This is a genomic window from Methylophaga sp. F-2 (assembly GCF_056859315.1).
Window position 1 is genome coordinate 298,711 of the sequence record NZ_JBSXOF010000018.1, and the last position, 25,325, is coordinate 324,035.

Genomic DNA, 25,325 nt, shown 5'->3' on the forward strand with positions numbered 1-25,325 from the left:
TAGCAATCTGGTTATTGCTAAGAGCAATGGCAATGAAACATAAAAATGGACAATGGTATATTCGTAAACAGGGCAAGATTTCAGGCCCGTTTACCGCTTCTGTTATTAGTAATCACCTAAAAGTAGGGCGGCTTAGTTTGGATGATGAGGTCTCACGTGACCGTCGTCATTGGCATAGCTTTGCTGATTCTGCTGATTTCACTATTGCTCCCTCAAAAGATCAGCCTGTAAAAGGCTATTTAGATGAGCGTACAGGCTTGGATCGACGTAATTCAACAGATACTGTAGTCGATGAGTCAGTATTGCAACAACGTCAAGGCGAACGGCGCGAGGAGGAAGCGGAAATAGAGCTGAAAAGACGATATCTGCGTCGAATCCTAATGCATCGTTACTTAAACCGTAACCAAAACATATTATGGCCCAGCATCTCTATTTTAATTGTCCTTGTCATTGTCAGTATTTTAGCCGTTCGCTTTCCAACTCCTTTGCCAACCCCACAATCTGATTGCCAGTCTCCAGCAACACCTAAGGTCAATTGGAATAACTGTCAGCTTTCAGGCCAAAATCTTACCAATACCTCTCTCTCCATGGCGTTAATGCGTGCTAGTAATCTTAGCAATGCTAACCTGATGAACAGTGACTTATCGGGAGCTGATTTGGCTTATAGTGATCTGCGTAAGGCGAATTTGAGTTACGCCCTATTAATGAAGGCTGATCTGAAAGGTGCAAACTTAAGAGAAGCAGATTTAGGTGATGCCGATTTGTCTTATGCAGATTTGTCCTACGCCGATTTAACCCTGGCCAATATCAATGGTGCCAAGCTGGAAGGCGTTCAGTTAGATAATGCCATCTGGATTAATGGTGCAATATGCGGTAAAAACTCGATTGGTATTTGCCGACAATCAGTGCAATAGTTCGGCTAATTGGCGGTCCTGAGTTCTAGCAAAAACACATTGAGCAACGATACTGCCATTTAAGGCTAAGAACATATCCCACTGTGTATCCCAGTTATCACCTTGCGTTCCCAGGAAAGCCTCAGCCGCCTGGGCATTAATTACAGCAGCGGCCCACTCGACAAACTCATAACAGGCACTGATAGCCAGACTTACAGAGCAGACCAGAAAAAATAACCACTTGCCTCGCTGAAGTGGAGAAGTGCGTAATAATATTTCACGAGCTAATAATGCTGGTACAACACCCTGAATAAAATGGCCCAGACGATCATAATGGTTACGGGCTAAGTCGAACTCTTGCTGAATCCAGTTAAATAAGGGATTTTCTGCATAGGTGTAAAAACCGCCAATAATCAGAATAAAAGCAAAGATGCCAATAGCGCGAATTGAAATAATAGTCAGTGGAAATCGTCTATGAGTCACTAGCAATAGGGGTATTGCAACCATGACCGGCACGGTTTCCATAAACCAGGTCAATCGATCAGCAACCGGATCTATGGCAGAAACAAGCAAGGCAATAGAAATGAATCCCAACCAGATCAGTTTTTCTATATTATGACTTGTCAGCATTACGCAGAGCGTGGGCTTAGTGCAATTTACGTGGCGCAGCCAGGGTGAATGCCGGAATATTCACTTCAAAGCGTTCGCCATTATCACCCATCATTTTGTAATGACCTTGCATCATACCAACAGGCGTATCTAGCATCGCCGCACTGGTATAGGTGAATTCCTGTTCAGGGGCGAGATAAGGGTGAAGTCCTACGACACCATCGCCTTCAACTTCTTGCTCATGACCGTCGCCACCGGTAATTTTCCAGTAACGCGATAACAGCCGTGCCGATGATTGGCTGTGATTTTTGATAGTGATGGTATAGGCAAATAGATAGCGTGCTTTTTCCGGATCTGACTCTTCATCCAGATAGGTCGTTTCTACATCAACTAAAATATCGTTATTTTGTTCATTCATAGCTTAATTATACATGGCTTTTTGTGCCAATAAGCGCGCACCTTTCAGACCGACTTCCTCATCAAGTACGATATGGATCGGTATCTGCTTCATCAACGTCGTCATACGGCCTTTTTCAGCAAAGCTGTTGATAAATGATGGGGATCTAAACTTAGCCATATTCTTCAGCAGAATGTTGCCAACCAGATAAACACCACCTCGAGCAAGTGTTGTCAGCGCTAAATTCCCGGCTTGCGCCGCATAAATATCTACAAACATGTCTAAGGCTTCATTTGCTAGAACATCATTGTGTTTCAGCGCAAACTGACTAATAGCAGATGCCGCATCACCATTAACCATGGCTAATCGCAAAGCATTATTTTCGTCAATTTGTTTATAGTCACGTAAGAAATGATAAAGACTAACAAGACCGCTACCACAGACAATACGGTCATAAGACACATGACCATGACGTTGTTGTAGATGCTCCAGAAAAAGCTGTTGCGTCCGATCTAATGGTGCGAAATCAACGTGTCCGCCTTCTGTCGGAAAAACTCGCCAGTCACCATTGTCAGGAATCAATATCGCCTGCCCTAGTCCGGTGCCTGCACCTAAGACAACGCGGGGCGAAATTTCACTAGGCTCTCCAATTTGTATGGTTTCAAAATCCGCTGACTGAAGACTGGCAATGCCGTAACCCACCGCTTCAAAATCATTACAGAGGGTGACACGCTTGATTGAGAATTGCTTCTCAATCAAGCTCGCATCTAACTTCCAGGGTAATTTTGTCACTTGTCCATACTGACCACTGACCGGGCCAGCAAGCGCAATACAGGCTGAATCAATCGAATATGCTTGTGGCAGCTGTTCAATAAAAGCAGCCAGAATCGCATCAAAACTATCAAAGCGCTGACTATCTAATCTGAGCTTAGATAAAACATGGCCATCAGCATCGGATAACTCAAATAGTGTTTTTGTTCCACCTACATCAACGGCCAGCATACGTGACATCACTACTGACCCGCAGCAGCTTTATCCATAAACCAGTAATAATCATTCTCCGGCGCCAGACGCTGTACTGGTAGGCCAGAGACAGCATCAGTTGTAATATCATTGACGATCGCCGCTTTGGCTTCGCCAGCAATAAATACAATTACCTGACGCGCGGCGTTAATAACGGGATAGGTAATAGTCACTCGCCATGAATCAAATTTTTCCACATAAAGGCTTGCCGTGAGCGTGTCAGTGACCTCTAAAGCTGGTGTCTCAGGGAACAATGAAGCAATATGCCCATCGGGCCCTAAGCCTAACAAGACTAAATCAAACGGCGCACCATCCATGATCATTTTCATAGTATCGGCGTATCGTGCTGCTACATCAGCTGCATCACCACTTTCTGTTGGCATACGATGCACATTTTCTGCCGGGATCGGTATTAAATCGATCATGGCCTGACGGGCCATCTTAAAATTACTGTCATCATGTGTGGCAGGCACACATCGCTCATCACCAAAAAATAAATGTACCCGCGCCCAGTCAATCTGTTCGATATAAGGTGATGTCGCTAATTTTTCATATAAACCTTTTGGCGTAGAACCACCTGCGAGTGCCACATAAAAAACACCCCTTTTTGCAATCGCTGACCGCGCTGTACTGACAAAATGTTCTGCTGCAGCGGTAATTAAACTCGTCGCATCAGGCAGGATTTTTTGTTCTGCTTTCATTGTGTTCCTCAATTTCTGATTATTTAAACTATGCTGAAATTGTGGCGATTAAACACCACAATTCCTAAATGAATTTTTAGCATGATATATCAAAACTTAACGCTTTTGAGCTAGTCTTAAAATACGCAGCATTTTTTATACAATTAAGGAAGGATCTATGAAAAAAACTTTGGCACTCATTTCGCTTTTAGCCATCAGCCCGCTCAGTTTTGCTGAAGACGTCCTACAACTAGGCATGGTGACCCTTGATACCAGCGCCAGCATGGACGTTGAAAATGATGAACTCATCACCCGCTTGCAAGTTTTTGAGCAAGGAAAAGATCCAGCCAAATTAACCAATATGGTGAATAAAAAAACAGCCCTTGTTCTGGATGCCGTTAAAAATTTCAACGCCATTAAAGCCGAAACATCCAACTACTCCACCCAGCCTATCTATGATGATGGCAAAATTGCCAGTTGGCGCGTCAGTCAACAACTGACTCTGGAAACACGCCAGTTTGACCAAATGAGCCAATTTATTGCTGATATCAATACCTTGGCCAATATCCAATCTATGCAGTTTATGGTGTCAGATGACCGAGCTGAACAAGTGAAAACCGACTTGCTCAAACAGGCGATCAGCAAATTTAGAGATAAAGCGAAACTTATCAGCAGCGAATTTGATCGCAGTGGTTATGAAATCGTGTCTATATCCATTGATGGTAATGCATTTAACCCAATGCCGATGATGGAACGCGCCAATATGATGTCCGCTGATATGCAAATGAAAGGCGCACCAGCCGCATTAGCCGGAGGTAGTAACGAAATTTCCGTCAACGTCCGTGGCAGTATCAAACTGAATCAATAAATCCTGTCATATCCGCGGTGATAGAAGGACATCACCGCGGATATCCCCTTATTTCAAAAACAGTGCATAAGCCGGGTTATCGGTTTCTTCCCAGTAGGTATATCCCAGCGTATCCAGAAACGTCTGAAACTCCTGCTTATAGTCTTCTCCAACCTGAATACCCACCAGCACGCGACCATAATCAGCACCATGGTTGCGATAATGGAAAAGACTGATATTCCAGCGCTGACCAATTCGAGTCAGAAACCGCAGTAAAGCGCCAGGTCGCTCAGGAAATTCAAATCGAATTAAGCGTTCATTCTCGATCTGAGGCGCATGCCCTCCCACCATGTAACGAACGTGTAGTTTCGCAGTTTCATTATCAGTGAAATCAACCCAGTCATAGCCAGCATTATCCAGCTGAGAAAATAACTGCTGTCGTTCTTCTTCCTGCCCATTCATCCGCACGCCGACAAATACCTGCGCTTTTTGCTCATCTGCGTAGCGATAGTTAAATTCGGTAATACCTCGTTCACCCAGTGTTTTACAGAATTTCTGGAAACTACCCGGCTGTTCATCGATTTTGGTGGCAAATAAGACTTCCCTGCGCTCACCAATCTCAGAACGCTCAGCAACATGACGAAGGCGATCAAAGTTAATATTGGCTCCGCTATTAATCGCAACGAGTTGCTGATTTTCCATCGGGTTCTGTGCTAGATATTTTTTCACACCGGCCACAGCGAGCGCGCCCGATGGCTCAGCAATAGAACGGGTGTCCTGGAATATATCCATAATAGCAGCGCATAGTTCGTCACTACTGACGGTGACGACTTCATCCACTGTTTCACGACAGATTCTGAAGGGTTCGACCCCCACTTGTCTGACCGCCGTGCCATCGGCAAACAAGCCTACCTGATCCAATTTGACCCGTTCATCAGCTTCCAGTGCGGCTTTCAAACTTGCCGCATCAGCCGGCTCGACAGCAATGATTTTGATTTCTGGCCAAAACGCTTTGATATAAGCCGATACACCGGAAATTAAACCGCCACCACCAACGGGAACAAAAACAGCGTGAATAGGTTCAGGATGCTGACGGATAATTTCCATCGCAATCGTGCCCTGCCCGGCAATGACTTGCGGATCATCATAAGGATGAATAAAGGTTCGGCCATCTTTCTCGGCAACAGCTAGGGCATAAGTGCTGGCATCATCATAACTATTGCCATGTAATTTAATTTCAGCACCATAAGCACGAACAGATTCGACCTTGATGGGTGGCGTCGTTTTCGGCATGACAATCAAAGCAGGAATATTCATTTTACTGGCTGCCAGCGCCACACCTTGCGCATGATTTCCCGCCGAAGCACAAACCACGCCGCGTTCGCGTTCATCAGCCGATAGCTGACTCATGCGGTTATACGCACCACGCAATTTAAATGAAAAAACCGGCTGAAGATCTTCCCGCTTGAGTAAAATCGTATTGTTAAGTCTTTTCGATAAACGAGGCATGACATCAAGAGGCGTTTCATTCGCCACATCATAAACACGAGCTTTAAGAATTTTTTCTACGTATCCAGTTAGCATTTCAGCCCAAATCAGTCAGTTATGTTTAAAAAAAGACTTAGTTATAGACAGCTAAATTCAGCCATCATTTTCTAAGCAATCGCTTACGTTACCATTGACCGTCATTTATCTCTATAATTGCCGGGATAATTTTTAAGTGATTTGAAACAAAGGAAGCTGCATATGAATGCTGATGAAATGAAAAAACAAGCTGCGTGGGCAGCGCTTGAGTATATTAAAGGCGATGGTATTGTCGGTGTGGGTACCGGTTCGACAGTTAATCACTTCATTGATGCACTGGCGACGATTAAAGATCGTATCGAAGGCGCAGTATCAAGTTCTGAAGCCTCTACACAAAAATTAGAAGCTAACGGCATTAAAGTCTTTGATCTAAATGACTGCAATGAAATTGAAGTCTATGTCGATGGCGCAGATGAATCGAATCACTTACTGGAACTGGTAAAAGGCGGTGGCGGCGCATTAACACGTGAAAAAATCATTGCTGCAGCCAGTAAACAATTTGTCTGTATTGCTGATGCTTCAAAATTAGTCGATGTCTTAGGTAAATTCCCTTTACCTGTTGAAGTGATTCCGATGGCACGCAGCTACGTTGCCCGTGAAATCGTTAAGCTAGGTGGTCAGCCTGTTTACCGTGAAGGTGTTATCACCGATAACGGCAATGTGATTCTAGATGTGCATGGCTTAGATATCATGGAACCGATTAAGTTAGAAAAAACCCTGAATGATATCGTCGGTGTGGTCACAAATGGTTTATTTGCGATGCGTCCAGCGGATGTTCTGTTACTGGGTTCGCCAGAGGGAACCAAAACCGTATTCGCGAAATCATAAAAGGCTAAATATGGACTGATCCTGCTCAGCGGGATCAGTTTTCTTTTTTCTCATCATTGGCGACATTATGTTCAGACCGCTCAGTCTCTATATCGGCATGCGTTATACACGCGCCAAACGTCGTAATCATTTCATTTCTTTTATTTCACTAACGTCCATGCTCGGTGTGGCTCTGGGTGTTGCGGCATTAATCACCGTACTTTCCGTGATGAACGGATTTGAAAAAGAACTGAAAGATCGCATCCTGGGTATGACTTCCCATGCTTTTATTACTGGCGAGGATGGCACATTAAAAGACTGGCAAGGCTTACAAACCCTGATCAAACATGATCCGGATGTGATTGCCTCAGCCCCTTTTGTCGAAGGTCAGGCCATGCTGAGTCAGGGAAGTCGCGTACGTGGCACCCTGGTTCGTGGAATTAACGCTGAATTGGAACAAAAAGTATCGACCATTGGCGATAAAATTATTCAGGGTAAATTAGCCGACTTAACAGATGGTAGCTTTGGTATTGTACTGGGTAAAGACTTAGCCTCAGCCATGGGCGTGACTACCGGCGACAAAATCACCATGATTACGCCTCATGTCAGCCCCACACCTGCTGGTGTGATACCACGTCTGAAACGTCTGACTGTTGTCGGTATTTTTGAAATCGGCATGTATGAATATGACAGCGGGCTGGCCGTGATGAATATTAACGATGCCGCCAAATTATTCAAAATACCCGGTCGCGTCACCGGCTTACGCTTAAAATTCGATGATGTGTTTAAAGCGCCGCAACTATTACGCAAGTTAATGCAGGATGTCCCTGTTAACTACCGTGCCGCTGACTGGACATTCCAACATGCGAATTTCTTCCGTGCATTAAAAACGGAAAAAACCGTGATGTTTGTGATCTTGATGCTTATCGTGGCCGTTGCCGCATTTAATATTGTGTCAACCTTAGTAATGATGGTCACAGATAAACAATCGGATATCGCTATATTACGGACCTTAGGTATGAATCCTGGCAGCGTGATGGGCATATTTATGGTGCAAGGGACTTTGATCGGTTTAATTGGTACCGCCATGGGTGTTGTCGGTGGTGTGCTGCTGGCCTGGAATATCGAGTCTTTAATCGCTAGTTTAGAGAAACTGATTGGCTATCAGTTCATGCCTGCTGATGTTTACTACATCAGTAGTTTGCCATCACAGCTGGAATGGAGTGATGTCAGCGTCATTGCTATTACCGCATTTGTATTATCTATTCTTTCCACGCTTTACCCTTCATGGCGTGCATCACAGATTAAACCGGCCGAGGCGCTTCGTTATGACTAATCAAGCAGTGTTATCTGCCAGCCAGTTATCAAAATCCTTTACTGATGGCCAGTTAAAAACCGATGTTCTTAATAACATTAATTTAACGGTTAACCGATCCGACCGTATTGCGATTGTCGGTAGTTCTGGCTCGGGTAAAAGTACACTTTTACATATCCTTGGCGGCCTTGATTCACCTACGGAAGGTCAGGTGCTGGTTCAGGGGAATGATATCCATGCTATGAAAAATAAAGCGGCCAGTCGCTTGCGAAATCAACAATTGGGCTTTGTGTATCAGTTTCACCATTTGCTGCCAGAGTTTACCGCTGTAGAAAATGTCGCCATGCCGTTAGTGATTGGTGGCATGTCACCCTCATCAGCACAACAACGTGCGACTGAACTGCTTGATAAAGTCGGACTTGGCCACCGCTTTCAGCATAAACCCAGCGAATTATCCGGTGGTGAACGTCAGCGTGCAGCCCTTGCCAGAGCCTTAATCACAGAACCGGCGTGTTTACTTGCTGATGAACCTACAGGTAATTTAGATCATCGTACCGCTCAAGCCATCTTTGATCTTATTTTGAAATTAAATGAGGATTTTGGCACTGCACTGGTGATTGTCACCCACGATACCGGGCTTGCAGCCAAAATGGATCAGCAACTCACCTTGATTGACGGCTGCTTAGCTGCCGGAGCCTGATTTATTTTTGTGTTGGCGCTGACGTTGTGTCCAGGTATGGATAACAACTAATCGCCAACCCAACCTTACAAAAATAATGCCCGCTATTGCCGCTATCACACCACAAATTGTGCATCCGAGCAGTAAGGGCTGCCAAATCGATAAAAACTCTTGTGAAAACCATTCCCAGGTCAGGCTAAAGGCAGGTGTGCCCATCGGTTCGTTCAAAACCCAGGCACCTAGTTTATAAGCATAGAAAAAGATGGGGGCCATGGTAAAAGGATTGGTAATCCAAACGCCCATCGCAGAAATCGGCAAATTAACTCTAAATAGTATGGCTAATGCCGCGGCAACAAACATCTGCCCCGGAATCGGCATAAATCCGACAAACAAACCTAATGCCACGCCACCAGCGATGGAACGACGGTTGGTATGCCATAAACGTGGTTCAGTTAATCTCTGACCAAACTTACGCAGATGTGGATGTTCGCGCATCGTGTTGTGATCTGGCATGATGCGTTTTAGGAATTTACGAGGCATGGCGTCTCAGTAACATGCTAAGTCGGGCGTCATTATAGGGATATATGAATAAAACTGCCATTGCATTTTTGCTCGGCACATTGCTTAGTCTGTACGTAAGCTATCCTTTAGTAACCGGAAGCTTGTTACTACTGTGTTTAGTGACATTTATCTGCTATCGAAAAATATGGATATTGGGTTTTATTGTCGGACTATTATGGTGTGCATATCAAGCACAATTCGCCATTGAAAATAAACTGGCCGCAGACGCACCTGTAAAAGTATCGCAGGTACAAGGTCTTATCGCCTCTATCCCTGAAACATATCCGGATCATATCAGCTTTGAATTTCTGCCAGAGGCCCCGTCACTACCCAGAAAAATAAAGTTAAGTTGGTATTTTCCTCCTGAACACACACCCAAAGCCGGAGAACGCTGGCAACTGACGGTCAAACTAAAACCGCCTTTTGGCATGATGAATCCTGGTGGCTTTGACTACGAAAAATGGTTATTCAGCCAAAGCATCGGCGCGACGGGGTATGTCAAAAAAACAGCAGATAACCAACGACTGGTTAAATCCAAATACTGGCAAATTAATGACTGGCGCTTTCAGCTTCAGCAACACATTCAATCCATTATTCCTACAGCAAGCCAATTGCCATTGATTCTCGGATTGGCAATTGGTCAACGTGACGATATCAGTCAGTCGCAATGGCAAGTTCTGCGGCAAACCGGCACTAGTCACCTGATGGCGATTTCCGGGCTACATATTGGTTTAGCCGCCGGCTTAGGCTTTTATCTGATAAGTGGCTTATGGCGCTATACACCGTTTAATACTCTTCGCATACCTGCACATCGGATTGGTGCGGTGGGAGGACTGACAGTGGCTATTTTTTATGCTTGTCTTGCTGGCTTGTCCATTCCAACACAACGAGCTTTAGTAATGATAAGCCTCGCCATGTTAGCCCTGTTTCTGAAAAGGTCGGTCTATCCTTCACATATTTTGTCACTGGCTTGTATTTTGGTGTTGCTAATTAATCCCTTTGCCTTGTTAAGTGCTGGATTTTGGTTATCATTTGCTGCTGTTGCCATTATCTTGCTTTGTTTTACCCAGCGTTTTCCCGCTATCAGACTTGCTTGGTTAAAGATTCACTTTTTAATGGCTTTGGGATTGATCCCATTACTGATTCTTTTCTTTAACGATGTGTCGTTGATATCCCCAATAGCGAATCTGATTGCTATACCACTAGTAAGTGTATTGGTTGTACCGCTGATTATTTTGGCGATGATCGTTTTACCTATGAGCTCATCATTAGCTGCAATATTGCTTTATGCAGCTGACTTTTTACTCAATATACTCTGGCATATTTTGTCATTTTTAAGTGATCTGTCTTTTGCCAGTTGGACTACGTCTGTTTATCCCTGGCCACTGTTATTCATGCTTTTATTGGCCATCTTATTCGTTTTACTACCCAGAGGGCATCCTGGAAAATATCTCGCGTTAGTATTCTTAATACCAGTACTTTTTTACGAATCCGAACGCCCGGATACGGGTGATTTTTATCTGACCGTTTTGGATGTAGGTCAAGGCTTAGCATCGGTCATAGAAACAAAACATCACACACTGATATTCGATACGGGTCCTCGATACAGCGAGAGTTTTAACACAGGAGAAGCTGTTGTTGTTCCCTTCTTACGCTACCACGCTATAGATCATATTGATACATTACTCATTAGTCACGGGGATAATGACCATATAGGAGGACTACAGGGGGTCATCAATAATATTGCTGTAGATAAGGTCATGGTTAGCCAAAGCATCACTAATATCGACACCCGTCTATGTAAAGCCGGTCAACACTGGCAGTGGGATGAGGTTGAATTCACCGTATTACAGCCATTTCCTACTCAAGCTGGCTCAGAAAATGAACGTTCTTGCGTACTACGAGTACACGGCAAGAATCTATCCGCATTGTTACCAGGCGATATTGAGAAACACGGAGAACAAGCATTAGTTCAGCACTATGGCGAAGCGCTGAAATCAGATATTTTACTTGTGCCTCATCATGGCAGCAGAACTTCCTCAAGCCAGCCTTTTATCGACGCCGTATCGCCAAAATACGCTGTCTTTTCTGTTGGCTTTCGTAATCGCTATGGTTTTCCGGTGAAAGACATTGTCCAACGCTACAGTACCGTAAAAAGTGAGATTCTCCGAACCGACTGGAATGGAGCGATCCTCTTCCGCAACAGCGACGCTCCCATTTTATGGCGTCAGCATGAAGAACAATTGTGGACGTCGAAAGCTACTGAGTAAGACAATTTTCACGTATCATGAGCGCTATTTTCATTTAAACAACTGAGACTGACATCATGCTGGAATTGTTTAAAGCAGGCGGTTGGTTGATGATCCCGCTATTTATCTGTTCGGTCATCGCCATTGCTATCATCGCAGAACGTTTTTGGAGTCTTCAAAAAAAACGCATTGCCCCTAAAGAATTAATCACACAAATCTGGCAATGGCTAAAGTTTAATCAAGTTGATGAACATCGCATCAAAGCTCTGCAAAGCAATTCTCCTCTGGGCCAGATTCTGGCTGCCGGACTGCTGAACCGTAATAGTTCACGGGAAATCACCAAAGAGAGTATTGAGGACATTGGTCGTCATGTCACTGTAGCTTTAGAACGAAATCTCAACACGTTAGGAACCATTGCAGCAATCTCCCCGCTACTTGGCTTATTGGGTACGGTACTTGGCATGATTAAAGTGTTTACCGTGATTACCACCGCAGGTGTAGGCAACCCTGAAGTGCTCGCTGGCGGTATATCAGAAGCATTAATCACCACGGCTACCGGCCTTGTGGTTGCCATTCCAAGCTTAATTTTTTACCGTTATTTCCGCGGTAAAATCAATATGCTCGTGGTTGGGATGGAAGAACAAGCCATGCAGTTAATCGAGATTCTGCATGGTGATCGTCAGTATGATCCAGATGAGGAAGCAAGACGTGAATCTATCACCAAAACGATCTGAGGAACCAGATGTCAATCTGACACCGATGATTGACGTCGTTTTCCTGCTTTTATTGTTTTTTATGGTTTCCACCAGTTTCATTCGTGAAAGCTCACTAAAAGTTGATTTGCCCGAAGCGACCGGTGAAGCAATGACGGAACAGGCTGAGCCTGTTGATATCGTGATCAAGGCAGATGGTAAAGTGCTGGTAAATGATCAGGAACTCGCTACAGTCACATCTGAAGCCTTGGCCGCTGTATTAAAACGCGTGGTGGGGGAACAAAAAGATCCTCATGTCATTATCAGTGCTGATGCCAAAGCTGAATATCAACTTATCGTCACAGCCATGGATACAGCACAACAATTAGGCTATACCAAACTGACCCTGGCAACACGTCAAACAACTGCGGAATAATCAATGAGTCAAACACCTGTCAGCCTGACAGCAGTCCAGTTATACAAACGTCTATTAAGTTACGTTAAGCCATACTGGCTGGCTTTTGTAATATCCATTATTGCTATGATTGCTTTCGCCGGCACAGAAACCGGGATGGCGGCGTTAATGAAACCTCTGCTCGATGGTAGTTTTGTAGAAAAAGATCCCACCACCATCAAGTATGTGCCACTGATGCTGATCGGCTTATTTTTAATCCGTGGCGTGGCTAACTTTCTGACCACCTATGGCCTTGGCTGGATTGCACGCAACGTTATCAAGACCTTGCGCGAAGAAATGTTTGAAAAACTCATTACCCTACCAGCCAGTTTCTACGATAGAAATAACTCTGGACAGTTAATGTCAAAGTTACTTTATGACGTTGAACAAGTTGCCGGAGCGGCCACCGATGCGATTTTGACGGTTATCCGCGATACCTTAACGATTATCGGTCTGATTGCCTGGATGATTTATCTGAATGGTTTTCTATCTCTGATCATTTTAGTGACCGTGCCCTTTGTTGCCATTCTTGTTTATTTTGTCAGTATCCGTTTTCGTCGGATCAGTAAAGAAATTCAGGGCTCGATGGGCAATGTCAGTCATGTCTGTGGCGAAATTATTGAAGCACACCGTGAAGTCAAAACATTTGGCAGTCAGGCTTATGAAACAGAACGTTTTGACCGTATAAACAGAAAAAATCGTGGCCAACAAATGAAAAAAATTGCCACCGATGCTTCCAGTGAACCTGTCATTCAACTGATTACCGTCTTAGGGCTTGCCGTGGTGATCTATCTGGCCACCTTACCAGAAGTCCTGAACTCGATTACTGTCGGTAGCTTTATTTCCTTTATCACGGCGATGTTTATGCTGCTTACACCACTTAAACGTCTGACAAAAGTGAACTCTAAATTACAGGCAGGTATTGCCGCTGCAGAAAGTATTTTCACCTTACTGGATGAAGAGCCAGAGCATGACACCGGTACACTGACCATGGATCGTGCCAAGGGAGAAATTGAATATCGTCATGTCAGCTTTAGCTATGATGAAGGCAAAGGCAGTGTGCTGAATGATATTTGTTTTATGGCTAAGCCGGGCCAAACTATCGCTTTTGTTGGTCATTCTGGCAGTGGTAAGACCACCTTGGTCAGTTTACTCGCTCGTTTCTACAATATTGAAAAAGGTCAAATTCTGATTGATGGCGTAGATATCAGTCAACTCACGCTAAAAGATTTACGTAAACAATTATCACTGGTCAATCAGCAGGTTGTATTATTCAATGACACCATAGCTAACAATATTAGTTATGGCCAAGCGGGTGAAGTGAGTGAAGAAGCCATTATAAAAGCTGCAAAATCGGCTCATGCCTGGGAATTCATTCAAAAATTACCGCAAGGCTTACAAACAGAAGTGGGCGAAAACGGTGTACTTCTGTCGGGGGGGCAGCGACAACGTCTGGCTATTGCCCGAGCACTGTTACGTAATTCACCCATCCTGATTCTTGATGAAGCCACGTCAGCACTTGATACCGAAGCAGAACGTCATATCCAGGCAGCCTTTGAAGAGCTGATGCGTGAACGTACTACCCTGGTCATCGCGCATCGTTTATCCACCATTGAAAAAGCCGACAAAATTATTGTTATGCATGACGGCGAAATTCTTGAAACCGGTACCCATCAGGAATTACTGGCAAACGGGAAACATTACGCAGAGTTATACCGTCTACAGTTTCAGGATGACTAAGCATAATGCGATGGTTAACTGACAGTTGGTATCAGTCATCAACTCAATATTGGTTCTTATTACCTCTGAGTTGGCTGTATCGGCTTGTTGTTATCATGCGGAAATGGGCCTACCGCTCAGGCATATTCACCACACACAAAATGCCCGTGCCGGTAATTGTAGTGGGAAATGTTACTGTGGGCGGCACTGGAAAGACGCCATTTGTTATCTGGCTGGCTGAGCAGCTTTTAGCCGCAGGCTATAAACCCGGCATTATCAGCCGTGGTTATGGCGGTAATAGTCGTAAATATCCACTCGATGTTGATAAAAACAGTGATGCAAAACATTGTGGAGATGAACCGCTACTGATGGCAAGACGCACAGCTTGTCCGGTGGTGGTTGATCCGGATCGGCCACAAGCGGCTATTCATCTATTGAGCCAAAACCATTGTGATGTGATTATTTCAGATGATGGTTTGCAACACTATGCTTTAGAACGTGATATAGAAATTATCATTGTTGATAGTGTCAGACGGTTCGGCAATAAACATTGTCTGCCTGCAGGGCCGCTGCGTGAACCGCTTTCCCGGCTTAATAGCGTTGATTTCATTATCTACAACGGCAAGAGTGACGAGCATAATACTATTTCAATGCAGTTAAGCGGCTCAGCGTGGACAAATCTGCTGGATCCCAGCCTCAAACAAGCATTGAACAGTTTCAGTCACAGTGAAGTCCATGCTGTCGCTGGAATTGGTCACCCCAAACGTTTTTTTGACTCATTAGCCGCAGCTGAGATTATTGTTCATCCTCATGCCTTTACTGATCATCATGACTATCTACCGACAGATCTGGAATTTTATGATGACTTGCCCATTCTAATGACCGAGAAAGATGCCGTAAAATGTCAGTCTTTTGCTCATAAAAACATGTGGTATCTACCCGTTGAAGCCACCATTGATAGCTCAGTATTCCCCGCTATTCACCAAACATTAAAGGAACTTTCTAATGGATAATGCACTTTTAGAGATACTTGCCTGCCCGGCCTGTAAAGGTAAATTGCACTATAAAAAAGAGGATCAGGAATTATTTTGTTCAGCCTGTCGCCTTGCTTATCCTGTGAAAGATGATATCCCTGTCATGCTGATAGAAGAAGCACGTCAGCTGCCCGCGGATGAAGAGGTATAAATGAGCTTTAGCATTGTTATTCCTGCACGATATGCGTCAACGCGTTTGCCTGGTAAACCTTTACTGGACATCGCCGGTAAACCCATGATTCAGCACGTGTATGAACGTGCCTTAGAAAGTGATGCAGATAACGTTATCATTGCCACCGATGATGAACGTATTGCTGAAGCAGCCACAGCTTTTGATGCCGATGTTTGTATGACTTCTGACAATCATCGTTCTGGCACAGACAGGCTAGCAGAGGTTATCAAGCTGAGACAGTTTAAGGATGATGAGATTGTCATTAATGTGCAAGGTGATGAACCCTGCTTGCCCGCTTTATTAATTAATCAGGTAGCGGCCGATCTTGCTCAACATGCCGATGCAGATATGGCATCACTGTTCAGTCGAATTCATCAGGAAAAACAGGTGTTTGATCCTAATGTGGTCAAAGTCGTCATGGACAGTAAGGGCTATGCTTTATATTTCAGCCGCGCGCCGATTCCTTGGATGCGTGATCATTTTCATACAACCCCGTTGCCTCCAGAACTCCCTCACTACCGCCATATTGGTTTATATGGGTATCGGGCTGCTTTTCTGAAAAACTACGCTGAAATGACTCCCTGTTTGCTTGAAACAGAAGAATCTTTAGAGCAATTGCGGGTATTGTTTCACGGTAAAAGAATACACATGTCAGAAGCTTTAATCAGTGCCGGACATGGGGTAGATACAGAAGCAGACTTACTTGAAGTCAGACGTTTACTGGCAGAGTAGCTTATCCAAGCCTGCCGCAATGAGTTCGGCATGTAAATTTCCCTCACCATCAAATACAGGCAAGGTATATGTCACGGGGACTGGCCTGTGGCCCTCGCCGTATTGATTCGGCTGGATATTATGGCCCGACTCTAATACTTGCAGGATTAACTCAGCCCCATCAAGCAGCTCAATAATCTCGCAACGATGTTGTTGATAAGAAACCTGCTGGCCAATTAAGGCCAGCAGTTCTTCGTGCAGAATATTACTCTTGCGTGGCATTCGTCTCACTCGCTTCAGATTTGGCCTTCGTTTTCTTTTCAGAGCCATTATCATCCGAAGTCGAACTTTTTTCTACCACTGCTTTTTTGTCTTCAGCGTGTTTTTCCGCTTGTTTTTCAACCGGCTTATCACTTGCTTCTGCTTTTTCTACCGGTTTAGCTGAATCACCCTCTTTTGCCGCATTAGCCGCTGCCGCTTCTGCTTTGTCCTTATCACTTGGACGACGACGTCTGTTTGTCGGTCCTGATGAGCGAGGTCGGCGAGGCTTGTTGGCTGGTACTTTATTGCCATCTATTTCCGGTTCTTTATCCGATTTGATGACGTTGCCATTCACTTCAGGCTCTGGCTCAGGAATAGCATTTCCATTCACCTCTGGTGGCGGTGGTGGCGCTATATTGCCTTTATCCACCTCAGCAGGATTGACTGCATTGTTGTCAGTTGAACCGTTTTCAGCGCGCGCTGGACGACGACGGCGACCACCGCGACGTGAACGACGACCATTACTATTACGAGGCTGTTTATCATCGTTATTGTCTGATGCCGACTCCTCTTTCACTGGTGGAGTAGGCATGTCAGCCTTTTTCTGTTCAGTGTTATCGACGTTTTTATCATTCCTGCGTCGCGGATTCTTACGTTCACCATTTTTTTCAGCAGACTCTTGATTATTCGCTGCATTATTTTTGGGACGGCTACGTCCACGACGATTCTGCGAACGTTGTTCCTGTGAGCTTTTTTCTTTTTTAGTATCCACTACGGACTTTTCTTCCTTTTCTGGCTCACTTTTTCCTGTCAACACATTCAACAGACGTTTAAGCAGGCTTGGTTTTTGTTCAGGCTCTTTCTCACGAACAATCACAGGAGCAGGTGCTGCAGGCGAAATGCCTTTCACCGCAGGTTGTTCCATGACAGGTTTGTCACGTAAAACAACTGGTACTTCCTGTTCTGGCGGAGAAATTAATTGATGGCTGACTTCATTACGCTCGCTGCCATCCTTAATGCGCTCGATATCATAATGAGGCGTATCCAGATGTGGGTTTGGAATTAGAACCAACTTCACACCGTGTCGCTTCTCAATGATATCGACCTGTGTGCGCTTATCATTAAGAATGAATGTCGCCACAGGAACAGGTAACTGAACGATTAATTGCGTGACTTTGTCTTTGGTGGCTTCTTCTTCAATGAGTCGTAATACCGCTAAGCCCAGTGATTCAACACCACGAACATGACCCAGACCCGCACAGCGAGGACAGATTTCCTGATGCGCATCACCTAAAGCTGGACGTAAACGCTGACGTGACATTTCTAACAAACCAAAGCGAGAGATGCGGCCAACCTGAACACGGGCACGATCTGCTTTCAAATGTTCACGTAAACGGTTTTCGACTTCACGCTGATTACGGCTTGGCCCCATATCAATGAAATCAATTACCACCAAACCGCCTAGATCACGCAACCTTAACTGACGGGCAATTTCTTCTGCCGCTTCAAGATTAGTGTTTAGAGCTGTTTCCTCAATATCACCGCCTTTGTTAGCGCGTGCTGAGTTCACATCGATAGAAATCAACGCTTCGGTCGGATCAATCACTAGTGCACCACCAGATGGCAGACGAACTTCATGACGGAAAGCACTCTCAATCTGGCTTTCAACCTGATAGCGGGTAAATAGCGGAACTTTGTCTTGATATAGCTTAAATTTACTCAGCTCATGCGGCATTACCATACGCATGAAGTCATAGCCTGTTTGGTAAACTTCAGGCGAATCAACCAGAATCTCACCGATATCTTTACGCAGATAATCACGTAGTGCGCGGATGATAATGTTGCTTTCCTGGTAAACAAGGAATGGCGCGCTGCGATCTTTTACAGCCACATCAATCGCCGTCCACAACTGGATAAGGTATTCAAGATCCCACTGTAGTTCTTCAGGTTGCTTACCCACACCGGCGGTACGCACAATCATACCCATACCATCTGGCACTTCAAGTGAGCGCAGGGCTTCTTGCAGCTCTGCACGGTCATCACCTTCGATACGACGAGAAATACCACCAGCACGAGGGCTGTTTGGCATTAAGACTAAATAGCGACCAGCCAGGCTGATGAAGGTAGTCAGCGCAGCACCTTTATTACCACGCTCTTCTTTTTCAATTTGGACAACCAGTTCCTGGCCAACAGAAAGCACGTCCTGAACATTCAGACGACCATTATTGTCGTCATTGTCATCACGCTTTTTGAAGTAGGTTTTTGAAATTTCTTTCAGTGGTAAGAAGCCTTGTCTTTCTGCACCATAGTCAACAAAGACAGCTTCTAAACTCGGTTCTACACGAGTGATTTTTCCCTTATAAATATTACCTTTCTTTTGTTCTCTGGAAGGTGTATCGATATCCAGATCAAACAGGCGTTGGCCATCGACCATTGCCACACGCAACTCTTCTTCGTGCGTTGCGTTAATTAAAATTCGTTTCATGCACTAACCTCAATGTTGAGGTCCGCATATCCTGACGCACACCACCGTAGCGGACGCGTTAGCCAATCGGGCTTTACAGAGCGACGATGTCTGTTATTCAGTAATTAATTGTAAATCGTATTGTTTCTTCATGTGCCCTCCCATCAAGGCATGCATGATCCATCTTTGTATCTTTTTCGTGTTGCAATAAGGTTCTGCAACTTTCATTGGTTTCTCAGCTTAAGTTAAGCTTTATGTATCTGAACCGTTCTTCTTATATTAATTACTTTAAATTGTCGTCCTGCCTGATGCGTCTTTCTACTCGTTTTGATGGCAATCAAGACATGGGAACCTGATATTCTTACAAGGACTCCCTATGAGTCCACCTGCTGAACCCCTGTTCAGCCAAGATATATTTGTTTACCGGGCGCCGCATCAACCTCATTTGTGGAGGGCGCGAAGCAAAAATCAGTCAACGTGGGCAAAAGTAGGTATACTGACCTCATTTTACGCACGGACCAACGATCGAATATAGCAGTCTATTGCCATCTCAGCAACTGAAAAATTAAACCTATTCTATGGCAGCTCACAAACCACAGTCACAAAAAGTGCAATTTATCGAAATAAGTGCTTCTCAAGCCGGGCAACGTATCGATAATTTTTTACTCACTCTTGAAAAAGGCGTGCCCAAAAGTCGCATTTATCGAGCTATCCGTAAAGGTGAAGTTCGGGTCAATAAAGGACGCATCAAACAAACCTATAAAATCGAAGCCGGTGACGTCATTCGTGTGCCACCACTGCAAGTTTCTGAAAAAACAGCACCGACCGAGATTAATGAATCACTGCAGCAGCAATTACTGGCCAGTATCATTTTTGAAGATGATGCCATGCTGGTGTTGAATAAACCCTCAGGACTTGCTGTACACGCCGGAACCCAAATTCAGGTTGGTGTCATTGAAGCTTTTCGGCTAATAAAACCCGAATTAGAATTTATCGAATTAGTTCACCGTCTGGATCGTGATACATCGGGCTGTTTACTAATAGCGAAAAGTCGTGAAAGCCTGCTCAATCTTCAGCAACAGATGCTTTCGGATCAAATCGATAAACGCTACCTGACATTGCTCAAAGGTGAAATGAATAGCGATGAAGTCTATATAGAGCAACCTTTACAAAAAAACACCGTGTCTTCGGGTGAACGTATGGTTAAAGTCGACCCGGAAGGTAAATCGGCAAAGACACTATTCATAAAAAGACAAAGTTATGGCATCGCTCAACTGAGCGAAGTCAAACTGTTTACTGGAAGAACACATCAAATTCGTGTTCACTCTGCCTGGTCTGGTCATCCGGTAGCAGGCGACGATAAATATGGCGATCGTGAATTTAATAAACAAATGAAAACGTTTGGACTTAAACGTTTATTTCTACATGCCTGGCGACTGGGTATTCACCACCCTATCACTAAGGAACCACTCTCACTTGAAGCACCACTTCCAGAAAAATTGCAGCAGGTCATAAAACAGCTGGAGCAAGCATGAGTCCATACCAACTCATTGTGTTCGACTGGGATGGGACCTTAATGGATTCAACAGGTCATATCACGGCTTGTATGCATCAAGCCATTGCCACATTATCACTTGAGCCCTTGAGCGACAGCCAGGTGAGTCATATTATCGGGCTGGGATTAAACGAAGCGGTTCAAACGCTCTACCCTGATGCGGATACCACGACTTGGAATGCATTAGCTGATTGTTATCGACAAACCTGGATCAGCACCCCAGAATCGACACCGCTGTTTGAACATGCGGAAAACCTGCTTAAGCAACTTAATGAGCAAGAGATATTTTTGGGTGTAGCCACAGGAAAAAGCCGTCGGGGTCTGGACAGAGCCCTAAAGGAAACGGGGCTGGGTGAGTTATTTATCTCAACCCGATGCGCGGATGAATGTCATTCCAAACCCCATCCTCAGATGTTAATGGAACTGATGGATTTTGTCGGTGTTGATGCCGAACAAACACTGATGATTGGTGATACTGAATTCGACTTAATAATGGCTCATAATGCCGGCGCGCATAGTTTAGGTATCACACATGGTGCCCACTCAGAAACAACACTAAAAGCAGCTAAGCCCAAAGCTATTGTCCATAATCTTTATCAAGTCGAGAAATGGTTAACTCGTCCTGACACAGAGTTTTGATATGATGGCATACTTATGTTTTTTTCAGGAATAGATCAATATGGCAACATTCGGCGATTTCCCATCTAATAATAATTCGGAAAATAAGGGCAACGACAAGGAAGATCATAGCTGGGAGCGTAATGTTCTGAGAGATTTAGCTTTTGCAGCCATCAGAGAACAACGTAATAAACGTCGCTGGGGTTATGTCTTTAAAGGTCTGCTTTTTCTCTACCTTATCGCTTTTTTAATACTGAGCTACTCTCCAAGTAAACTCTCTTCAGCCACTGGTCCTCATACCGCCATGGTCGAAATCAGTGGACCTATTGCCAGTGACTCAGAAGCCAATGCTGACAGTATTGTGACCGGTATTCGTAATGCCTTCGAAGACCAGTCAGCGAAAGGCTTGATCCTGCGAATGAATACCCCGGGCGGCAGCCCTGTCCAATCTGGCATTGTGAATGACGAAATTCAACGTCTGAAAAAAACACGTCCTGATTTTCCAGTTTATGCTGTGATCCAGGATGTCTGTGCTTCTGGTGGTTATTACATCGCTGTAGCGGCCGATAAAATTTATGCAGATAAAGCCAGTATTGTAGGTTCAATTGGCGTCAGAATGGATGGTTTTGGCTTCACCGGTTTGATTGATAAAGTGGGCGTTGAACGCCGTTCTTTAACGGCTGGAGAACATAAAGCCTTTTTAGATCCATTCCTGCCGATGAAAGAATCGGATCTCAAACATGCTCACCAAATGCTGGATACCATTCATCAACAATTTATTGACGTAGTAAAAGCAGGTCGTGGAGACAGACTGGCGAAGGATGATAATCTATTTTCAGGTTTGTTCTGGTCAGGTGAGCAAGCGGCCAATCTTGGTTTGATTGACGGTTTAGCCAATACCAGTACGGTTGCTCGTGATATGTTGGGTGCCGAAGATATTGTTGATTACACCCCACGTCCCAACTATCTTGACCAGTTTGCAGGAAAGCTCGGCGCATCAATTTCTCAATTTGTCAGTGAGAAGGCATCATGGAGTGTGAACTGATATGGCAGATACCATTGAATTAACCGAAGCCCAACGACAAGAACGTGATGAGCGTTTTCGTTATGTTGATCTGACGCATCCGCTAATGAAGGCGTTGTATGAAATGCAGCTAGACTTAGAGAACGAGCAGGAGGAGCAAATATGACGCTTTCCGCCGAATCCCTAGTCAATAAATCACTGGAACTGGTTTCTCCTCCCACTACCTACACTCAACTCAACGAGCTAATGGAAGATCCAGACAGTAGTATTGATGATATCAGTGCTGTCATTAATACCGATCCAGCCTTAGCCACACGTTTATTAAAAATTGTGAATAGCCCTTTTTACGGCTTTCCATCGCAAATCAATACCATTTCACGTGCCATCACCATCATTGGTACTCGTGAGTTGACCAACCTCATTCTGGCCACATCCGTACTCAATTCCTTCAAGGGAATTCCGACGTCACTCATTAATATGAATGAGTTCTGGCGTCATAGTTTTGCCAGTGCTATTGCCAGTAAAATGTTGGCGGAAGAATGTGGTCAACGTGCAAGCGAACGCTTTTTTATTGCTGGACTTCTGCATAATATTGGTAGCTTAGTGATATATCAAACGGTGCCTGAACTGGCACGCGAAGCCATTAATAGTGCCGAGTTTGGTCATGAAGTGATTTATGAAGCAGAACAACGTGCGATGGGCTTTGATCATACCCATGTGGGTGAAGCTCTCACCAAAGCATGGCGACTGCCAAAATCACTGCAGGAAGTAGCACGCTACCATCACTCACCGTCGCAAGCTGATGAGTATATGATTGATGCAGCAGTTGTACATATTGCTGACATCTTGGTATCTTCCGTGCCCTTCGGACACAGTGGTGATAGCCATGTTCCCCCATTAGACCCAGCAGCATGGGACTTACTGGGTTTAAATGAATATCAGATTCCGGATTTGCTCAGACAAGTTGCCAAGCAAATCGAACGTTTGGAATCGGTTATGATGACTGAACATTAAATTTCGAAATAAGACTAATCTATTCAAGAGGCTTACAATGAGAACGGTTCTTCTCGGTGCACCAGGCTCCGGTAAAGGTACACAAGGTGTTGTGTTATCAAAGAAATTCAATATCCCTCAAATCTCAACAGGTGACTTACTGCGTGCCGCAGTGAAAGCTGGCACAGAGTTAGGTAAACAAGCTAAAAGTGCGATGGATTCCGGTGCTCTGGTTTCTGATGATATCGTTATCGGCCTGATCCGCGAGCGTTTGTCAGAAGAAGATGCTTTAGATGGCTACATTCTTGATGGTTTCCCACGTAATATCGCTCAGGCTGAAGCGTTAGACAGTATGCTTGAGCAATTAGGCCAGCCATTACAAGGGGTTGTGTTACTGGACGTACCATTTGAAGAATTGATGCAACGTTTAACAGGTCGTCGCACCTGTAAAGACTGTGGTGCTATCTACAATATTCACTTGTCACCGCCTAAAAAAGAAGGCCAATGTGATAGCTGTGGTGGTGAATTATTTCAACGCGCTGACGATAATGAAGAAACCATTGGTAATCGTCTGAAAGTCTATGAAGAGCAAACAGCGCCATTGATTGGTTATTATCAGAGACAACACAAACTGCACGCTATCCCAGGCACAGGTGACATCGATGAAATCACCAATGCCGTTGGCGCTGTCTTCGACACTATCTAACTGCAAGCATCATATACCGGCCCACATTTGGGCCGGTTTTACTTTATGGCCAATATTTTAGCTGTTGGGATCGCCACCATTGATATTATCAATCGTGTGAGTCGCTATCCAAAAGAAGATGACGAAGTTCGGGCTGTCAGTCAGACCATTCGGCGCGGTGGTAATGCCACCAATACACTGGTTGTACTCAGTCAGTTAGGTCACCAATGTGCTTGGTCTGGTGTATTAATAGACGAGACCGATGCTGCCATTGTCAAAAATGAACTAGCTGAGCATCAGATTGACTTTAACTACTGCAAAGTCATTTCTCGGGGCAAATTACCAACCTCTTATATTAATGTCAGCGAAAGTACCGGAAGCAGAACGATTGTGCATTACCGGGACTGCCCGGAACTGGATTTTGCGTTTTTTTCGCAACTCAATTTAAACACATTTGACTGGGTGCATTTTGAAGGCCGAAATGTAGCTGAATTAAAGCAAATGCTGAGTTGGTTAAAAACACACTATCCTCATTTACCTTGCTCTTTGGAAATTGAGAAACCGCGTGAAGGAATAGAGCAGCTGTTTTCTTTAGCGGATGTACTCCTGTTCTCAAAACCTTATGCAATCAGTCAGGGGTTTAGCTCAGCACAATGTTTTCTTCAGAGTTTAACAAAGGAAAATATCATGACCTGCAGCTGGGGAGAGGCAGGCGCTTGGCTTAAGGCCAACGATAAAATCATCCACTGCCCCGCCTTCCCTCCACGGCAGGTAGTTGATACGCTGGCTGCTGGTGATACATTTAATGCAGGCATTATTTCAGGACTGGCTCAGCAGCTTTCTCACCAAGAGACACTTGAGTATGCATGTCGTCTGGCCGGACACAAATGCGGTCACGATGGACTTACTAATTTAACGATACCATGACAGAAATCTATCTATGCAATCAAAACGAGCTTGAGGAATATCAAACCCGCGGCTTCGATATTGAACTAGGCGGTGATAAAACACTGGATTTTTTCCTGCTAAAACAGGATGGCGAAGTTCGAGCTTATTTAAATTTTTGTCCTCATCTGGGTATTCCGCTTAATTGGCAACCTGATCAGTTTATGTCGCTGGAAGGCACCCATATTCAATGCTCAACACATGGCGCTTTGTTTCAACTGGAAGATGGTTACTGCTTTTCCGGGCCATGCCGAGGCGAAAGTTTGACCCCACTGAATATCAAGGTTTTACCATCAGGCGAGATTTACCTTATCTCTACCTCCTGATAGGGTAGGTTATATACCACTACTCGAT

28 protein-coding genes are annotated in these 25,325 nt (G+C 44.6%); 20 read left to right on the plus strand and 8 right to left on the minus strand.

Annotated features, from left to right (window positions below; translation table 11 throughout):
- The first annotated feature begins 32 nt into the window (after positions 1-32).
- The gene (locus AC13DA_RS08470; RefSeq protein ID WP_007146663.1) at positions 33-914 is read left to right on the plus strand and encodes a pentapeptide repeat-containing protein; all 882 of its coding nucleotides are present in this window, start codon (positions 33-35) and stop codon (positions 912-914) included.
- Here AC13DA_RS08470 and AC13DA_RS08475 read toward each other — a convergent pair.
- From AC13DA_RS08475 to pgl, 4 genes are read right to left on the minus strand one after another with little or no spacing between them, the layout of a single operon-like run.
- Positions 903-1,523: a DUF2238 domain-containing protein gene (locus tag AC13DA_RS08475; protein ID WP_284451062.1), complete on the minus strand. Its 621-nt coding sequence runs from the start codon at positions 1,521-1,523 to the stop codon at positions 903-905. The two genes, AC13DA_RS08470 and AC13DA_RS08475, sit on opposite strands and share 12 nt — an antisense overlap.
- Before the next feature lie 16 nt (positions 1,524-1,539).
- Positions 1,540-1,920, minus strand: coding sequence for a Co2+/Mg2+ efflux protein ApaG (gene apaG, locus AC13DA_RS08480; protein ID WP_007146665.1), 381 nt, complete (start codon positions 1,918-1,920; stop codon positions 1,540-1,542).
- A 3-nt stretch (positions 1,921-1,923) separates the two neighbouring features.
- The gene (glk, locus tag AC13DA_RS08485) at positions 1,924-2,910 is read right to left on the minus strand and encodes a glucokinase (RefSeq protein ID WP_284451061.1); all 987 of its coding nucleotides are present in this window, start codon (positions 2,908-2,910) and stop codon (positions 1,924-1,926) included.
- A gap of 2 nt (positions 2,911-2,912) precedes the next feature.
- Positions 2,913-3,623 carry a 6-phosphogluconolactonase gene (gene pgl, locus AC13DA_RS08490; protein WP_007146667.1) on the minus strand — a complete coding sequence of 237 codons (711 nt, stop codon included), beginning with the start codon at positions 3,621-3,623 and terminating at the stop codon, positions 2,913-2,915.
- A gap of 157 nt (positions 3,624-3,780) precedes the next feature.
- On the opposite strand from pgl, the gene AC13DA_RS08495 reads away from it, so the two are divergent.
- Positions 3,781-4,470: an SIMPL domain-containing protein gene (locus AC13DA_RS08495; protein ID WP_284451060.1), complete on the plus strand. Its 690-nt coding sequence runs from the start codon at positions 3,781-3,783 to the stop codon at positions 4,468-4,470.
- A gap of 48 nt (positions 4,471-4,518) precedes the next feature.
- On the opposite strand, the gene ilvA is transcribed toward AC13DA_RS08495, so the two are convergent.
- On the minus strand, positions 4,519-6,033 hold the full coding sequence (ilvA, locus tag AC13DA_RS08500; RefSeq protein ID WP_284451059.1) for a threonine ammonia-lyase, biosynthetic: 1,515 nt from the start codon (positions 6,031-6,033) through the stop codon (positions 4,519-4,521).
- A 162-nt stretch (positions 6,034-6,195) separates the two neighbouring features.
- Here ilvA and rpiA point away from each other — a divergent pair, with 162 nt between their 5' ends.
- The 3 genes from rpiA (at position 6,196) to lolD (ending at position 8,855) form a co-directional block, all read left to right on the plus strand.
- The gene (gene rpiA, locus AC13DA_RS08505) at positions 6,196-6,861 is read left to right on the plus strand and encodes a ribose-5-phosphate isomerase RpiA (protein WP_273179782.1); all 666 of its coding nucleotides are present in this window, start codon (positions 6,196-6,198) and stop codon (positions 6,859-6,861) included.
- 67 nt (positions 6,862-6,928) lie between these two features.
- Positions 6,929-8,176 (plus strand): lipoprotein-releasing ABC transporter permease subunit, encoded by a 1,248-nt coding sequence (locus AC13DA_RS08510; protein WP_284451057.1) that lies wholly within the window; start codon positions 6,929-6,931, stop codon positions 8,174-8,176.
- Positions 8,169-8,855 carry a lipoprotein-releasing ABC transporter ATP-binding protein LolD gene (lolD, locus tag AC13DA_RS08515; RefSeq protein ID WP_273179778.1) on the plus strand — a complete coding sequence of 229 codons (687 nt, stop codon included), beginning with the start codon at positions 8,169-8,171 and terminating at the stop codon, positions 8,853-8,855. The genes AC13DA_RS08510 and lolD overlap by 8 nt, the downstream gene beginning before the upstream one ends.
- Here lolD and AC13DA_RS08520 read toward each other — a convergent pair.
- A complete protein-coding gene (locus AC13DA_RS08520; protein ID WP_273179775.1) occupies positions 8,838-9,374 on the minus strand; it encodes a DUF2062 domain-containing protein in 537 nt (178 codons plus the stop codon). The two genes, lolD and AC13DA_RS08520, sit on opposite strands and share 18 nt — an antisense overlap.
- 44 nt (positions 9,375-9,418) lie before the next feature.
- On the opposite strand from AC13DA_RS08520, the gene AC13DA_RS08525 reads away from it, so the two are divergent.
- Genes AC13DA_RS08525 through kdsB form a run of 7 tightly spaced genes read left to right on the plus strand, consistent with a single transcriptional unit; the run spans position 9,419 to position 16,447 of the window.
- Entirely contained in the window at positions 9,419-11,665 is a 2,247-nt protein-coding gene (locus AC13DA_RS08525) for a DNA internalization-related competence protein ComEC/Rec2 (protein ID WP_284451056.1), read from the plus strand.
- A gap of 56 nt (positions 11,666-11,721) precedes the next feature.
- Positions 11,722-12,378 (plus strand): MotA/TolQ/ExbB proton channel family protein, encoded by a 657-nt coding sequence (locus AC13DA_RS08530; RefSeq protein ID WP_007146675.1) that lies wholly within the window; start codon positions 11,722-11,724, stop codon positions 12,376-12,378.
- Entirely contained in the window at positions 12,353-12,772 is a 420-nt protein-coding gene (locus AC13DA_RS08535) for an ExbD/TolR family protein (protein ID WP_007146676.1), read from the plus strand. The genes AC13DA_RS08530 and AC13DA_RS08535 overlap by 26 nt, the downstream gene beginning before the upstream one ends.
- Before the next feature lie 3 nt (positions 12,773-12,775).
- Positions 12,776-14,530 (plus strand): lipid A export permease/ATP-binding protein MsbA, encoded by a 1,755-nt coding sequence (gene msbA, locus AC13DA_RS08540; RefSeq protein ID WP_007146677.1) that lies wholly within the window; start codon positions 12,776-12,778, stop codon positions 14,528-14,530.
- Between the two features lie 5 nt (positions 14,531-14,535).
- Complete coding sequence (lpxK, locus tag AC13DA_RS08545; RefSeq protein WP_284451055.1) at positions 14,536-15,522, plus strand: tetraacyldisaccharide 4'-kinase; 987 nt, start codon at positions 14,536-14,538, stop codon at positions 15,520-15,522.
- Complete coding sequence (locus AC13DA_RS08550) at positions 15,515-15,694, plus strand: Trm112 family protein (RefSeq protein ID WP_284451054.1); 180 nt, start codon at positions 15,515-15,517, stop codon at positions 15,692-15,694. The genes lpxK and AC13DA_RS08550 overlap by 8 nt, the downstream gene beginning before the upstream one ends.
- The gene (kdsB, locus tag AC13DA_RS08555) at positions 15,695-16,447 is read left to right on the plus strand and encodes a 3-deoxy-manno-octulosonate cytidylyltransferase (RefSeq protein WP_284451053.1); all 753 of its coding nucleotides are present in this window, start codon (positions 15,695-15,697) and stop codon (positions 16,445-16,447) included.
- Here kdsB and AC13DA_RS08560 read toward each other — a convergent pair.
- A complete protein-coding gene (locus AC13DA_RS08560; RefSeq protein WP_007146681.1) occupies positions 16,433-16,708 on the minus strand; it encodes a hypothetical protein in 276 nt (91 codons plus the stop codon). The two genes, kdsB and AC13DA_RS08560, sit on opposite strands and share 15 nt — an antisense overlap.
- On the minus strand, positions 16,692-19,172 hold the full coding sequence (locus AC13DA_RS08565) for an Rne/Rng family ribonuclease (RefSeq protein WP_284451052.1): 2,481 nt from the start codon (positions 19,170-19,172) through the stop codon (positions 16,692-16,694). The genes AC13DA_RS08560 and AC13DA_RS08565 overlap by 17 nt, the downstream gene beginning before the upstream one ends.
- 557 nt (positions 19,173-19,729) lie before the next feature.
- On the opposite strand from AC13DA_RS08565, the gene rluC reads away from it, so the two are divergent.
- The 8 genes from rluC to AC13DA_RS08605 are packed head-to-tail and all read left to right on the plus strand — an operon-like array spanning position 19,730 to position 25,297.
- Positions 19,730-20,686: a 23S rRNA pseudouridine(955/2504/2580) synthase RluC gene (rluC, locus tag AC13DA_RS08570; RefSeq protein WP_284451051.1), complete on the plus strand. Its 957-nt coding sequence runs from the start codon at positions 19,730-19,732 to the stop codon at positions 20,684-20,686.
- Positions 20,683-21,345 carry an HAD-IA family hydrolase gene (locus AC13DA_RS08575; protein ID WP_284451050.1) on the plus strand — a complete coding sequence of 221 codons (663 nt, stop codon included), beginning with the start codon at positions 20,683-20,685 and terminating at the stop codon, positions 21,343-21,345. The genes rluC and AC13DA_RS08575 overlap by 4 nt, the downstream gene beginning before the upstream one ends.
- Before the next feature lie 40 nt (positions 21,346-21,385).
- Positions 21,386-22,369 (plus strand): S49 family peptidase, encoded by a 984-nt coding sequence (locus AC13DA_RS08580; RefSeq protein ID WP_284451049.1) that lies wholly within the window; start codon positions 21,386-21,388, stop codon positions 22,367-22,369.
- Between the two features lies 1 nt (position 22,370).
- Entirely contained in the window at positions 22,371-22,514 is a 144-nt protein-coding gene (locus AC13DA_RS08585) for a hypothetical protein (RefSeq protein ID WP_284451048.1), read from the plus strand.
- On the plus strand, positions 22,511-23,362 hold the full coding sequence (locus AC13DA_RS08590) for an HDOD domain-containing protein (RefSeq protein ID WP_007146687.1): 852 nt from the start codon (positions 22,511-22,513) through the stop codon (positions 23,360-23,362). Before AC13DA_RS08585 ends, AC13DA_RS08590 begins: the two co-directional genes overlap by 4 nt.
- 37 nt (positions 23,363-23,399) lie before the next feature.
- Entirely contained in the window at positions 23,400-24,047 is a 648-nt protein-coding gene (locus AC13DA_RS08595; protein WP_284451047.1) for an adenylate kinase, read from the plus strand.
- A gap of 45 nt (positions 24,048-24,092) precedes the next feature.
- Positions 24,093-24,953 carry a PfkB family carbohydrate kinase gene (locus tag AC13DA_RS08600; protein ID WP_284451046.1) on the plus strand — a complete coding sequence of 287 codons (861 nt, stop codon included), beginning with the start codon at positions 24,093-24,095 and terminating at the stop codon, positions 24,951-24,953.
- Positions 24,950-25,297 (plus strand): Rieske (2Fe-2S) protein, encoded by a 348-nt coding sequence (locus AC13DA_RS08605; protein WP_284451045.1) that lies wholly within the window; start codon positions 24,950-24,952, stop codon positions 25,295-25,297. The genes AC13DA_RS08600 and AC13DA_RS08605 overlap by 4 nt, the downstream gene beginning before the upstream one ends.
- The last annotated feature ends 28 nt before the right edge of the window (positions 25,298-25,325 follow it).